Raw genomic sequence first — 13,310 nt, forward strand, 5'->3', positions numbered from 1 at the left:
CCGTGGCCGAGGTGGCCCGGGCCGAGACCGCCCTGACCGCAGCGTCTCAGAACGGCGTGACGCTGCGCGAGGCGATGACGGCCGATCTCACCCCGATCAGCCGTATCGAGCAGGCGAGCTTTCCCGACGACCCGTGGACTCCGACGATGCTCGCCGAGACAGTCGCGAGCCCGGACAGCCCCGTGTGGGTGGCCGAGCGGCGTGCGGAGTCGAACGAGGCCGAGATGCTCGGGTTCGCAGCGGTGCTCGCGGCTCGCGGGGCATCAGACGCCGACGTGCTCACCATCGCGGTGGATGCCGCAGCACGCGGGCTGGGAATCGGCCGCCGCCTGCTGACCGCCCTCGCCACCACGGCCAAAGCCAGGGGAGCGCACCAGCTCTTTCTTGAGGTCCGCGCTGGCAACTCCGTCGCTCGCGGACTCTACGAGAGCGAGGGCTTCGGCGTGATCGGTACGCGTCCGCGCTACTACCAGCCTGATGGTGAGGATGCGACCGTGATGCGGCTCGACCTGCACCGTTGGGCCGCCGCGCGGGGTCTGAGCTCACCAGGCGCGCACGCAGCAGGACCGACTGCCGCACAGCCCACAGATCGCGACGAGGCAGTGAACCAGACCGTCAGCAGACTTGGAGTCTCGAATGACTGAACCCATACTCTCTGCAGCTTCTGCGGGGGCAGCTGTGCCTTCTGCGAAACCCGCAGCAGACGCTCCCATCGTGCTCGGCATCGAGAGCTCATGCGACGAGACCGGCGTGGGAATCGTGCAGGGCACGACCCTGCTGGCCAACACCGTCGCCTCGTCGATGGAGGAGCACGCACGCTTCGGCGGCGTGGTGCCCGAGGTCGCGGCTCGCGCGCACGTGCAGGCCTTCGGCCCGACGCTGCGTCAGGCGCTTGAGACCGCAGGCATCACCATGAACGACGTCGATGCGATCGCCGTCACGAGCGGCCCGGGACTCGCCGGCGCTCTCATGGTCGGCGTCTCGGCGGCCAAAGGCCTCGCGCTCGGCAGCGGCAAACCGCTCTATGCGGTGAACCACCTCGTCGGACATGTCGGCGCCGAGATTCTCGACAGCGGTCACCTCGAGACTCCGACGATCGCCCTGCTCGTCTCGGGCGGGCACACTTCGCTGCTGCTTGTGCGCGATCTGGTCGACGACGTCGAGCTGCTCGGTGAGACCATCGATGACGCGGCTGGTGAGGCTTTCGACAAGACCGCACGTCTGTTGGGACTCGGCTACCCGGGCGGCCCACGCATCCAGCGGGCGGCTGAGGCCGGCGACCCGAAGGCCATTCGCTTTCCTCGCGGCCTGAGCACGGCGAAAGACCTGCGCCGGCATCCGTACGATTTCTCGTTCTCGGGGCTGAAGACCGCCGTGGCCCGCTGGGTCTCGCAGGCGGAGGCGCAGCAGGTGGGCGGCGAACTCGACGATGCCGCGCGCGCGGCGGCCGAGACCGGACTGCCGGTCGCCGACATCGCGGCGAGCTTTCAGGAGGCCGTCGTCGACGTGCTGGTCACCAAGGCGCTGAAGGCCTGCGCCGACCACGGCGTGCCGCGACTGCTGCTGGGCGGCGGCGTGGTCGCGAACGCCCGTCTGCGTCAGGTCGCGACCGAGCGTGCGGTGGATGCCGGCGTGAGCCTGCGTATTCCGGCACTGTCGCTCTGCACCGACAACGGCGCGATGATCGCCTCGCTCGGTGCCCAGCTGGTGATGGCCGGCAAACCGCCGACAGGGCTTGACTTCGGAGCAGACTCGACGCTGCCGGTCACCGATGCCTACGTCGCACCGCGAGGCTAGGCTGGCGCCGTCATCACTTGGCACAGATCAGCACCCGCGGCCGAGGTGCGCCGCTCAGAATCGCAGCGCGCATAGACTGACCCAGAGAACCGACGAGGCATCGGCCTCGAAAGGATGCACATGAGCGAGAACACCCCGAACAGCTCACCTCGAGACGACGCTGCAGCGGCATCGGGCGCGCCTGACGATCAGGCGTTGTCACGCCCGCGCCCGGCGCCGCAGTACGGGCAGTACGCACCCGGCTACGACGCCGAGACACAGCCCGCTGGCAATGATCGGCAGGGGTGGCAGCAGGATCCGCGGCAGCAGCCCGTCGGGCAGCCGCAGTACGGGCAGTACGGGCAGCCTGGTCAGAGCCAGCCGGGGCAGCCGGGGCAGTACGGGCAGCAGAACCCGTACGGCACGCCGGTGCCCGCCCAGCGCTTCTCGCCCCAAGGCAGCTCGGTGCTGCCGAATGCGAAGACCAACGTGCTCTCGATCATCAGCCTGATCTGCGGCGTGCTCTCTGTCGTCACGTTCTTTCAGCTGATCGGTCTGCCGGGCATCGTCGCGATCATCACCGGGCACATCGGTCTGAGCCAGATCAAGCGGCGCGGCGAACAGGGCCGCGGCATGGGGCTCGCGGGCCTCATCATGGGCTACATCACCGTCGCCGTGGGGCTGTTGTTTCTGATTCTGGGCATCATTCTGGTGATCATGCTGATGAACGACCCCTCGTCGCTGAACGGCGTCGTGCCGCCGGATCAGCTCAATCAGCTGCGAGACGAGCTCGACAATCTGAACGTGTGACGCCGCTGCGCGGCTGAGGGCTGAACCTTCCTCTGCAGCACTGCTGAGGGGGCCGAATCGAGGAGCAGAGGCCTAGCGGTGGCCGAGTCCGTGCAATGGGTCAGAACCCTGCTGGCAGGTGCACTCGCTGCCTGTGGTGCTTTGAGACAAATTGCTCGCGGGGTTTTCGGGGCGCCCGCTCTGATCAACGCTCGCCGCGTCTCAGGTCGCCGTTTGCCAGTCAGATGCGACGAGCGATAATCGCGCGGTGACGGCCGGCCACTCGTGTGACGAACACGATGGCCTCGCCGGTCGTCCGGCCTGATCGATCGGTCGGCCCCGCCGAGGTAGTTGTCGTGCCTGATTCGTCTGCAGCGTCAGCACTGGCATGTCTATCTGCTGGGCCGCTGTCGACCTGTTTGTCTGCCGTCATGATCGTGGCGCTGGCGGCACTCTTGCCCAGCGCCTTGCCCAGTGCCTTGCCGAGCTGCCTGTTCCACTGTTTGGCCAGCGCTGCGGGGTCGATATCGGCACCGCGCTTCTTCACGGTCACCCGGGGAACTCCCAGCTCGACGAGTCGGGCCTTCACCTTGCGCTCGTCGAACGGCAGGTCGTCGAGCACCTCGAACCCGCGCATGAACGGACTCTCGACGAGCTCTGAGCCGGTCAGATAGGCGATCGTATCGTCGATCGTCGAGAGGTCGTGCTGCTGGGCGAGGGTGCCCAATGCGCGCGCTCGGATGACCGCTCCGTCGGGCTCGTAGAGCCAGCGCTGCAGTGACCCCACCTGTGGGTCGCTGCCGTCGCTCACGATGCGGTGCCAGCCGGTGTCGTCGTGCAGCAGCGCGCTGCGCGCTCCGGGGTGCTCGGTCAGGGCTCCGAACCAGAGCGACACCTCGACGACATTGCCGTTGTCAGAGACCCACTCGGCCTCGGCGTCGTCTGGGATCAGCTCGTGCGGCAGACCCGGCCCGAGTTTGACTCCGGTCGGCCACCGGTGTGCGACCTCGAACACCCAGTCGAGACTGGGGGAGAACTGCTCGGGGTTCCACGTGCGGTGCGATCCGCGCCCGCGCCCTGGGGCACGGTTGTGTGCGTGTTCGTGCGACGTACTGCCAGAGGTCTCTGCGACGCGCCGAGCCGGGTCGAGAAACACTGCGCCAGTGCTCTGACCTTGTGTGCGGCTGCGTGCATCACTGCTGTGTGCATTGCTGCTGCCCGAATCGCGTCTCATGTCAGTGCCGCCGTCTGTCTCGCTGCTGCGCGCATTGCTGTCATCTGCTGCGCGGGCGCTGTCAGAGCGCCTCTCTGTGCTGTCGTCGCGACCGTCTGTCGAAGTCTCATCGACTGAGTGGTCGTCACTGAGGCCGCCGAGCTCTCGTGCGAGATCGACGTCTTCGGCCCGCGCCTGTCGCACCCGCACGTTCGGCCAGGGCGCGAGATTGAAGCCCGCGAAGGCGGCGGTGACCGGGTCGGCGTCGACGGCCAGAACATCCACATCGGCGGCGGCGAAGGCAAGCGAATCAGCGCCGATGCCGCACCCCAGGTCAGCCACTCGGCGGATGCCGGCTCGCGTCAGTCGAGAGGCATGCGCTGCTGCGACGGGCAGCCGCGTAGCCTGCTGCACGCCGTCTTCGGTGAGCAGCATGCGGTCGCTGAACTCGCCGAACTTGACCCGAGCCCGGCGGCGCAGCTTCGCCTGGGTGAGCGCGGCGGCGATCAGCGCCGGGGCGATGCCTTCTTTATGCAGGCGGGTCGAGATGCGCAGCACGTCTTCGGGCGACTCGATCGGTGGGAGGCTGTCGAGCAGCGCGAGCGCTTCTGGCGTGAGCAGGGTGCGGGCGTCTTCGGGAGTCACGCTGCAATTGTGGCACGAGCCGCTGACACGGGTTCGTATGACGACGATTAGCACTCGGGTTGCACGAGTGCTAACACGTGGCTACAGTTCTAATTGCACCCATGGAGGGTGCCTCAGTTGTGTTCATTCAGTCCAATGAAATGGATGAAAAGGAAGAGGTCACAAGTGTCGGTTTCCATCAAGCCACTCGAAGATCGCGTTGCTGTCAAGCTGGTCGAGCAGGAGCAGACCACTGCTTCAGGTCTGGTCATCCCCGACACCGCGAAAGAGAAGCCCAGCACGGCTGAGGTCGTCGCTGTGGGTCCCGGCCGCGTTGACGACAAGGGCAATCGCATCCCGGTCGACGTCAAGGTCGGCGACAAGGTGCTCTTCAGCAAGTACGGCGGCACCGAGGTCAAGTTCGGCGGCGAGGACTTCCTCGTGCTGTCGGCTCGCGATCTGCTCGCGATCGTTGACTGAGACTGGTCACTCGAGTCTGAACGGTTGAGACTCTTCGGCTGAGGCGTGCAGAGCGCGTCTCGCCGTGCAGAGGGCGGAGATGCTTCGGCGTCTCCGCCCTCTGCGTGTCTGTGTGGCCTGTCTGTCTGCGCGTCTGCTCGCGACGTGCGTGTGTGGGCCTGTGTGGCTGTGAGCCTGCGTGTCCGTGCGGCTGCCTGCCTGCGTGTCTGTCTGCACGTCTGTGTGCGTGCATGGGCTTGTGTGCGTGCCTGAGCCTGTGTGCCCGTCTGCAAGTCTGTGTCTCCGCTGGCGCTCGCGCCCTGCTGCGCGCTCGTCGCCCCGCCTGCTTCTGCGTGCTGTGCCTCTGGGGTACCGATTCGCCCTCGCGGCTGAGGCAAAAGATCTTAGCCGGGCGAGCATCCGCAGGCCCAGAACATATACGACTCGCCAACGGATTCGTGTGTAGCCGACGACGCGGCGAAATCAGGACGAAACACTTGGATATACTGGCGTAACTCTGCGCACATAACGTCATGAGCGCACGAGGAGAACTCGATGCAAAGGAGCAGGAGTACATATGACAACAGAATCCAACGCACGGAAGTTCGGGTCGACGTTCATGCGACGCGGAGCCCAGTTCATCGCCATTGGCGCTGTTGCAGCGCTGGCGTTGACCGGATGCGCGAAGTCGGGAGGCTCGACGGGCAGCGGTGACGACTCGACCCTGAACATCGGCGGTCTTGTGCCGCAGACCGGTTCGTTGTCGTTCATGGGGCCGACGCTTACCGCAGCCATCGAGCTTGCGTCGTCAGACATCAATGCCGCAGACGCCGGCCTGACGGTCAAGACCGACATCAAAGACGAGGGCGACTCGACCACCGACACCGCGACGACGTCGGCGAAGTCGCTCATCGAGAAGAACTCCGTGATTCTCGGCGCGGCCTCTTCGGCGGCATCGAAGAACGTGCTGCCGACGGTCTCGAAGCGTCAGGTCGTGCAGATCTCGGCTTCGAACACCTCGCCCAGCTTCACGAACATCGATGACAACGGCGGATACTACTGGAGGACTGCTCCCTCTGACCTGCTGCAGGGCAAGAGCCTCGGCAAGCAGATTGTCGCCGATGGCAAGAAGAACGTGGCGATTCTGTTCATGAACGACGACTACGGCTCGGGTCTGAAGGATGCGGTCAAGGCGTCGATCGAGGCCGAGGGCGGCACCGTGTCGAAGGAGCAGTCGTTCGATCCTGCGGCCAAGGACATCTCGAGCGAGGTGTCACAGGCGATCAGCGGCAACCCCGATGCTCTCGTGGCCATCTCGTTCGACCAGTTCAAGGGCGTTGTGCAGACTCTGCAGACGAACGGTTTCGACTTTGCCAAGCTGTACGGCACAGACGGCAACAACGGCATCATGAAGTCAGGCGACACCTCCATCCAGGGGGCGACCTTCTCACAGCCCGGTCCGTACGAGGGCCTCGATGACTTCATCAACCGCGTCAAGCAGCAGGCCGGTGGCTCTCTGACTTCGACCGTCTACGCACCCGAGATGTACGACGCGACGGTGCTTGCGGCGCTTGCGGCGCTGCAGGGCGGCAAGACCGACGGCACCACCATCAAAGACAACCTGCAGTCAGTCTCAGAAGGCGGCGAGAAGTGCACGTCGTTCAAGGACTGCGCTGCGCTCATCAAAGATGGCAAGGACATCGACTACGACGGCTTCTCAGGGCCGATCGACTTCGATGGCAACGGTGATGTGACCAAGGCGACGATCTCGTTCTACGGGGTCACTGATGCCAACAACACCACGACGTTCAAGCGTCAGGAAGAGGTCTCGGCCAGCTGACTCTCGGCAGGCATTTGATCTGATGGGGTCGTCCTTCGGGACGGCCCCATCTCTGCGTTTTGGGTGTGTGCGGTGCGGCGCAGCGTGGCGCTGTGTTGGGTGTTGTGTGGTCTGTGGTGGCGGCGTGTTGTGGGCGTTGGCTGTGGTGGTTTGGGGGAGTACCAGGTGTTGCGGGGGGGGTCATGGTTGTGATCTGTAGGGCGCAGCGGGGTGTTGTGTGTTGCTGCTCTGCATGCTTGCCGGTGTGTTTCCACGCAGCTGCGTGCTGAGCGCCTGTGTGCTGTGCATGTGCATGCTGTGCGGGTATGCTCTGCGCGGGTATGTCCAGATGCGTGCCGTGAAGCACGGTGGGTATGCGCAGGTGTGTGCCGTGAAGCACGGAAGGAATGCGTCTAGGAGCTCGATCTGATTCTGTGAGAACAATCCTGTGTTCATGCGTGTGGTGGTGCTGACGACATCGGCACTGCTGCTTGGGCGATGAGTGAGCAAAGTCCTCACAGCGTCGTTCTCTCTCTCACATCATCACGAAGGTCTGGGGCAACAGCGCGGAGCTGACTGCAGGCTGCCACGTCTTGAGGTCGGCATTTGCCGTGAAGATGCGTCGGATTCGGAGCATTCGCGCACAGAGCTCGACATCGCCTCTGCCGAGCAGGAGCAAATGCGTCGAAGAGGAGCAAATGAACTAAACAGGACCTGGAGAAAGCCTAAATCTGCTCCTGCCTGGTGCGAATGCTCCTGTTGGGCACAATGCTCCTGCTGGGCACAAATGCTCCTGCTGGGTGAGGATGCTCCTGCTGGGTGAGGGTGCTCCTGCTGGGTGAGGGTGCTTGGCCGGCCGGTACTCTAGACTGCGGAGTCGCAGTTGCTCTGCCCACTGTGGGCAAAGCATGCAGCTGCTCAGTCGACTGTGTGTAAAGCTGCAGCTGCTCAGGGGGGTGCAAAGCATGCACCTGCTCAGTCAACTGTGTGCAAAGCCACCACCGACCGATGCCAGCCACCGACTGTACCCAACCATCCCCAGCTACCGCCCAGCTACCGCCCAGCTACCGCCCAGCTACCGCCCAGCTACCGCCCGGCACACATGCGCGACGACCGCGCCCGACGCCTACCCCGCGGTGTGATCCTCGGCCAAGGTGCCCAAGTACAGCTTGATCACCTTCGGGTCATTCAGCAGCATATGACCAGGTCCAACATAGGCGTCTTTGCCCTGATCGAGCACATATCCGCGATCGCAGATCTGCAGCGCGCGCCGCGCATTCTGCTCGACCAGCATCACCGACACCCCGGCGGCGTTGATGCGCGCCACATTCAGGAACGTCTCGTCCTGCCGCACTGGCGACAGCCCCGCCGAGGGCTCGTCGAGCAGCAGCACCTTCGGATCCATCATCAGCGCCCGCGACATGGCGACCATCTGGCGCTCACCGCCAGAGAGCCCGCCGGCACGCTGCCCCAGACGCTTCGACAGCTCCGGAAAGAGGGAGGTCACGAACTCCAGCCGCGGCCCGAACAGCTTCGGCTTCTGAAAGCACCCCATCTCGAGGTTCTCGCGAATGGTCAGACTCGGAAACACATTCTCGGTCTGCGGCACGAACCCGACGCCGGCGCGAACCAGCTTGTCGGCCTTCAGACCGGTGATGTCGCGCCCGTCGAGCACGACGCTGCCCGAGCGCACGCTCACCATGCCGAACACCGTCTTCAGCAGCGTCGACTTGCCAGCGCCGTTCGGGCCGATGATACCGACGAGTTCGCCTCGCTCGACATAGGTGTTGCACCCGTTCAGAATGTTCACGCCGGGCAGATACCCCGCGACCAGATCCTTCGTCTCAAGAACGCGCTCGGTCATCGTGGGTCCTCCTCAGTGGTGCCGGCCGCGTGAGCACCGGATGCTCTGCTCGTGTCGCCATGCGAACTGCTGGTTGCGGGCGGTGCTGAGTCAACGCCGGATGCTGTGCTCGCGTCGGCCTGCGAACCGCCGGCTGCACGTGGGGCTGAGCCTGCGCCGGATGCCGGGCTCGCACCGCCCTGCGGCCTTTCGGTCGCACGGTGCTCGGCGCGGATCTCGGCCACCACCTCACCGAGGTCGCGATCTTTGTTCGATCCCAGATATGCGTCGATCACAGCTGGATCCTGCATGACCACGCCGGGCTCGCCTTCGGCCACGATGCGGCCCTCCGCCATCACGATCACCCAGTCGGCGATCGCCTGCACCATGTGCATGTCGTGCTCGACGAAGAGCACGGTCATGCCGTCGTCTTTCAGCCGCACGATGTGACCGAGCAGAGACTGCGTCAGCGCCGGGTTGACACCCGCCATCGGCTCGTCGAGCATGACGAACTGCGGGTCGCTCATCAGCGCACGCGCCATCTCGAGCAGTTTGCGCTGCCCGCCGCTGAGCGCCGCAGCGTAGTCGTCCTTCTTCTTGTCGAGCAGGAACTTCTCGAGCAGGCCCATGGCCTTCGCCTCGATCGCCTTCTCCTGGCTCTTCCACGCTGGTGGCCACAAGGCGCTCCAGAAGTGCTCGCCACGCTGATCCTTGGCGCCCAGCTTCATGTTCTCGAGCACGCTCAGCATCGCCAGCGACTTGGTCAGCTGGAAGGTGCGAACCTGCCCCAGACGCGACACTTTGAACGAGGGGATGCCCGACAGCGTGGTGCCGTCGAACGACCAGCGGCCCGTGTTCGGCTTGTCAAAGCCGCTGAGCAGGTTGAACAGCGTGGTCTTGCCGGCGCCGTTCGGGCCGATCAGTGCGGTGATGACGCCGCGCGGAATCTCGACGTGCTCCACATCGACGGCGGTGTTGCCGCCGAATGAGCGGGTGATGTCGTCTGCGACGACGATCGGGTCGGTCTTCTTGCATCCTGGCGCGGCGGGCTCCGCTGCGATCGGGCGTGCGCCGCCTGAGGAGGCTGCCACAGTCGAACCGCCCTGCGACGTCTCGCCGACGGCGTGCGCCGTGGGATCTGACGGCTGCGGCTCGGGCACTGGTGTGAGGGGAGTGTCAGGCATTGAAGTACACCTCCGACTTCTTTCCGAACAGACCCTGAGGTCTGAAAATCACGAGCAGCATGAGCGCGACGCCCACGAGGATGAAGCGCACCTGGCCTCCTTGGACGCCGGTGATCGGCAGGATCTCTTCGCTGACCAGCAGCGACACGATGCCGTCGGTCGCGACGATGACCACCCAGAAGATCATCGAGCCGACGATGGGGCCGAAGACCGTGGCGGCGCCGCCGAGCAGCATGATCGTCCAGAGGAAGAACGTCGTCTGCGTGCCGAAGTTATCCGGCTGCACCGACCGCGGCAGCACGAAGATCATGCCTCCGAGGCCGCCTAGAACGCCGCCGAGAATCAGCACCTGCATCTTGTAGGCGAAGACGTTCTTGCCGAGCGAGCGAACGGCATCCTCGTCTTCTCTGATGGCTTTGACCACGCGACCCCAGGGGCTGCGCACCAGACGCCAGACCAAGAGCATCGAGAGGGCGACGACGACCCACGCGAAGATGATCGTCCAGAGATCCTCTTCGGTGTAGGTCAGCGGACCGATCTCATAGAGGCCGACGGGGATCGGGTTGAGCGACTGGAACGAGTCGGAGCCGCTCTGCATGCCGGCAGAACCACCGGTGAGCCACGAGAGCTCAGGGGTCTTGGCCACCAGCCTGATGATCTCGGCGGCTGCGATCGTCACGATGCTGAGGTAGTCGGCGCGCAGGCGCAGCGTCGGTATGCCGAGCAGCAGCCCGAAGAGCACGGCTCCGAGGATGCTGAACAGCAGCCCGACGAAGAACGGCACCCCGAAGGTGTTCGACGTGATGGCGAAGAAGTACCCGCCGACGGCCATGAAGCCGGCCTGGCCGAAGTTGAGCAGCCCGGTGTAGCCGAAGTGAATCGAAAGACCGAGTGCGGCGAGCGCGTAGGCCGCCGTGGTCGGCGAGATGATCTCGCCGAGAGCCTGTGAGATGAACGACAGATCCATGGTTGCCCCTTATCCGATGCGTTCTCTGCGACCGAGGATGCCCTGCGGGCGAACCAGCAGCACCACGATCATGATCACGAGCGCCGTGACGTACTTGAGGCTGCCCGGCAGGAACAGACTGGAGAGATTCACTGCGATGCCGATGATGAGGGCACCGACGAGAGCGCCGTATGCGGTGCCGAGGCCGCCGAGCACGACCGATGCGAAGATGAGCAGCAGAATCGACGCGCCGGTGTCCCACTGCTGCGTCTGATAGAACGCGAGCAGCACGCCGGCGACGGCCGCGAGTGCGGTGCCGCCCGTCCACACCACCCGAATGATCCGGTTGACGTCGATGCCTGATGCGGATGCCAGCGCCGGGTTGTCGGCGACGGCGCGCGTGGCCTTGCCGATGCGGGATTTCGTCAGCAGCGCCGCGGTGACGATGAGCAGCACGATGGCCACCAGCGAACCGAGCACGTCCCACTGGCGAAGCCGCACCGAGCCCAGCACGAGCCAGGCGTCACTCGACACCGGCATCACGATGCGGTCGGGGCCGAAGAGAAAGGCGTAGAGGTAGCGCAGCGCGAGCGAGAGGCCGATGCTCACGATCATCAGCGGGATGATGCCCACTCGCTTCTTGCGCAGGGGCTTCCAGAGGGCGGCATCCTGCACCCAGCCGAAGACGCCGCCGACCACGAAGGCCAGGATCACGGCGATCCAGGCTGGCAGCGCCAGCGTGGTCATCGCGGTCACGGCGACGAAGCCGCCGAATGTGACCAGCTCACCGTGTGCGAAGTTGTTGAGCTTCGTCGTTCCGTAGATCAGCGACACCCCGATCGATGCGAGCGCGAGGATGAGTCCGAAGATCACCCCGTTGATCAGGCTCGGCACGAACTGGTCGGTGAGAAAACCGCCGCCCTCCTGTGCGAGCACGACTGTGGGCGCCGCGTGAGCGAGCGCACTTGCTGTCAAGGCCGTTGTCAACTGAGCCTCCCCGTTTGGCGATGGACGCGTGGGATGCCGCACGCGTCACCGTCACCACCCTCAGGGGGTTGCGACGGGTGGCACACAAGCTACCTCGCTTTTGTGTCGCCAATGTTACACAGGAGTCGGGGTAGACTGAGCGCACCGCGTCTGGAAGGAAGAAATGGCACACGACCCCTTTGCCTACACCGGTCTCACTTATGACGATGTGCTGCTGCTGCCCGGCCACACCAACGTCATTCCCAGCGAGGTCAACACCAAGACCCGCCTGACCCGTGAGCTGTCGATCAACATCCCCCTGCTGTCATCAGCGATGGACACCGTCACTGAGGCACGTCTCGCGATCGCTCTGGCCCGCCAGGGTGGCATCGGCGTGCTGCACCGCAACCTCTCGATCGAAGACCAGGCCCGCCAGGTCGACCTCGTGAAGCGTTCAGAGTCGGGCATGATCACCGATCCGCTGTCGACCTCTCCTGAGGCGACGGTGCAGGAGGTCGACGACATCTGCGGCCAGTTCAAGGTCTCAGGGCTGCCTGTGGTCGACGAAGACAACGTGCTCGTCGGCATCATCTCGAACCGCGACATCCGCTGGGTGCCGGTCGACGAGCGTGAGAACACCCTCGTCAAAGACGTTATGACCAAAGGCAAGCTGTTCACCGGCAAGGTGGGCATCAGCCGCGAAGAGGCCTACCGAACCTTCGCCACCCACAAGATCGAGAAGCTGCCGCTGATCGACGACGAGGGGCACCTCAAAGGCCTGATCACCGTCAAAGACTTCGACAAGGCCGAGAAGTACCCGCACGCGAGCAAAGACGGCTCCGGCCGTCTGCTCGTCGGTGCGGCCATCGGCGTGTTCGGCGATGCCTGGGAACGCGCCTGCGCACTGGTCGAGGCCGGCGTCGACGTCATCGTCACCGACACCGCCAACGGTGATTCGAAGGGCGAGCACGACATCGTCAAACGCCTGAAGACCGACCCGGCGACCAAGCACGTGCAGGTCGTGGGCGGCAACATCGCGACCCGCGAGGGTGCGCAGGCGCTGGTCGACGCCGGCGTCGATGCCGTCAAGGTCGGCGTCGGACCCGGCTCGATCTGCACCACTCGCATCGTCGCCGGTGTGGGCGTGCCGCAGGTGTCGGCAATCTACGAGGCGTCGAAGGCGACCATCCCCGCCGGTGTGCCGCTGATCGCCGACGGCGGCCTGCAGCATTCGGGCGACATCGCCAAGGCGTTGGTCGCCGGTGCCGACACCGTGATGCTCGGCTCGCTGCTCGCCGGAACCGATGAGAGCCCGGGAGAGCTCGTGTTCGAGCATGGCAAGCAGTTCAAGCAGTACCGCGGCATGGGGTCACTGGGTGCGCTGCAGACGCGCGGCCAGCGCACGAGTTACGCACGTGACCGCTACTTCCAGGCCGATGTGCCCAGCGACGACAAACTGATTCCCGAGGGCATCGAGGGGCAGGTGCCCTACCGCGGCCCGCTCGAGGCCGTCACCTATCAGCTCATCGGCGGTCTGCGCCAGTCGATGTTCTATGTGGGGGCCGAGAACATCGAGCAGCTCAAAGAGAACGGCAAGTTCGTGCGCATCACGCCGGCCGGCCTCAAAGAGAGCCACCCGCACGATGTGCAGATGGTCATCGAGGCCCCGAACTACCACGGTCGGTAGACCG

General features: G+C 64.9%; 11 protein-coding genes. 6 read left to right on the forward strand and 5 right to left on the reverse strand.

Annotation, left to right across the window (positions count from 1 at the left end):
- The first annotated feature begins 2 nt into the window (after positions 1-2).
- From rimI to F8O07_RS04040, 3 genes are all read left to right on the forward strand, one after another.
- Positions 3-644 carry a ribosomal protein S18-alanine N-acetyltransferase gene (gene rimI / locus F8O07_RS04030; protein WP_225733169.1) on the forward strand — a complete coding sequence of 214 codons (642 nt, stop codon included), beginning with the start codon at positions 3-5 and terminating at the stop codon, positions 642-644.
- Entirely contained in the window at positions 637-1,797 is a 1,161-nt protein-coding gene (gene tsaD, locus F8O07_RS04035) for a tRNA (adenosine(37)-N6)-threonylcarbamoyltransferase complex transferase subunit TsaD (RefSeq protein ID WP_158030851.1), read from the forward strand. The genes rimI and tsaD overlap by 8 nt, the downstream gene beginning before the upstream one ends.
- A gap of 120 nt (positions 1,798-1,917) precedes the next feature.
- Positions 1,918-2,586 carry a DUF4190 domain-containing protein gene (locus F8O07_RS04040; RefSeq protein ID WP_192496627.1) on the forward strand — a complete coding sequence of 223 codons (669 nt, stop codon included), beginning with the start codon at positions 1,918-1,920 and terminating at the stop codon, positions 2,584-2,586.
- A 220-nt stretch (positions 2,587-2,806) separates the two neighbouring features.
- Here the strand turns inward: F8O07_RS04040 and F8O07_RS04045 are convergent, their stop codons facing one another.
- Complete coding sequence (locus F8O07_RS04045) at positions 2,807-4,423, reverse strand: class I SAM-dependent methyltransferase (protein ID WP_158030853.1); 1,617 nt, start codon at positions 4,421-4,423, stop codon at positions 2,807-2,809.
- A 165-nt stretch (positions 4,424-4,588) separates the two neighbouring features.
- Between F8O07_RS04045 and groES the strand changes: the two genes are divergently transcribed.
- Both groES and F8O07_RS04055 read left to right on the forward strand, forming a co-directional pair.
- Positions 4,589-4,882 carry a co-chaperone GroES gene (groES, locus tag F8O07_RS04050; RefSeq protein ID WP_158030854.1) on the forward strand — a complete coding sequence of 98 codons (294 nt, stop codon included), beginning with the start codon at positions 4,589-4,591 and terminating at the stop codon, positions 4,880-4,882.
- Positions 4,883-5,438: 556 nt separating this feature from the next.
- Complete coding sequence (locus F8O07_RS04055; RefSeq protein WP_158030855.1) at positions 5,439-6,701, forward strand: ABC transporter substrate-binding protein; 1,263 nt, start codon at positions 5,439-5,441, stop codon at positions 6,699-6,701.
- Positions 6,702-7,806: 1,105 nt separating this feature from the next.
- Here the strand turns inward: F8O07_RS04055 and F8O07_RS04060 are convergent.
- From F8O07_RS04060 to F8O07_RS04075, 4 genes are read right to left on the reverse strand one after another with little or no spacing between them, the layout of a single operon-like run.
- The gene (locus F8O07_RS04060; protein WP_158030856.1) at positions 7,807-8,544 is read right to left on the reverse strand and encodes an ABC transporter ATP-binding protein; all 738 of its coding nucleotides are present in this window, start codon (positions 8,542-8,544) and stop codon (positions 7,807-7,809) included.
- Positions 8,541-9,707: an ABC transporter ATP-binding protein gene (locus F8O07_RS04065; protein WP_158030857.1), complete on the reverse strand. Its 1,167-nt coding sequence runs from the start codon at positions 9,705-9,707 to the stop codon at positions 8,541-8,543. The genes F8O07_RS04060 and F8O07_RS04065 overlap by 4 nt, the downstream gene beginning before the upstream one ends.
- Positions 9,700-10,674: a branched-chain amino acid ABC transporter permease gene (locus F8O07_RS04070; RefSeq protein WP_158030858.1), complete on the reverse strand. Its 975-nt coding sequence runs from the start codon at positions 10,672-10,674 to the stop codon at positions 9,700-9,702. The genes F8O07_RS04065 and F8O07_RS04070 overlap by 8 nt, the downstream gene beginning before the upstream one ends.
- A gap of 9 nt (positions 10,675-10,683) precedes the next feature.
- Positions 10,684-11,628, reverse strand: coding sequence for a branched-chain amino acid ABC transporter permease (locus F8O07_RS04075; RefSeq protein ID WP_225733170.1), 945 nt, complete (start codon positions 11,626-11,628; stop codon positions 10,684-10,686).
- A gap of 175 nt (positions 11,629-11,803) precedes the next feature.
- Here F8O07_RS04075 and guaB point away from each other — a divergent pair, with 175 nt between their 5' ends.
- On the forward strand, positions 11,804-13,306 hold the full coding sequence (gene guaB, locus F8O07_RS04080) for an IMP dehydrogenase (protein ID WP_158030860.1): 1,503 nt from the start codon (positions 11,804-11,806) through the stop codon (positions 13,304-13,306).
- Positions 13,307-13,310 lie beyond the last annotated feature (4 nt).

This window comes from Pseudoclavibacter sp. CFCC 13796 (assembly GCF_008831185.1).
GTDB lineage: Bacteria > Actinomycetota > Actinomycetes > Actinomycetales > Microbacteriaceae > Pseudoclavibacter_A.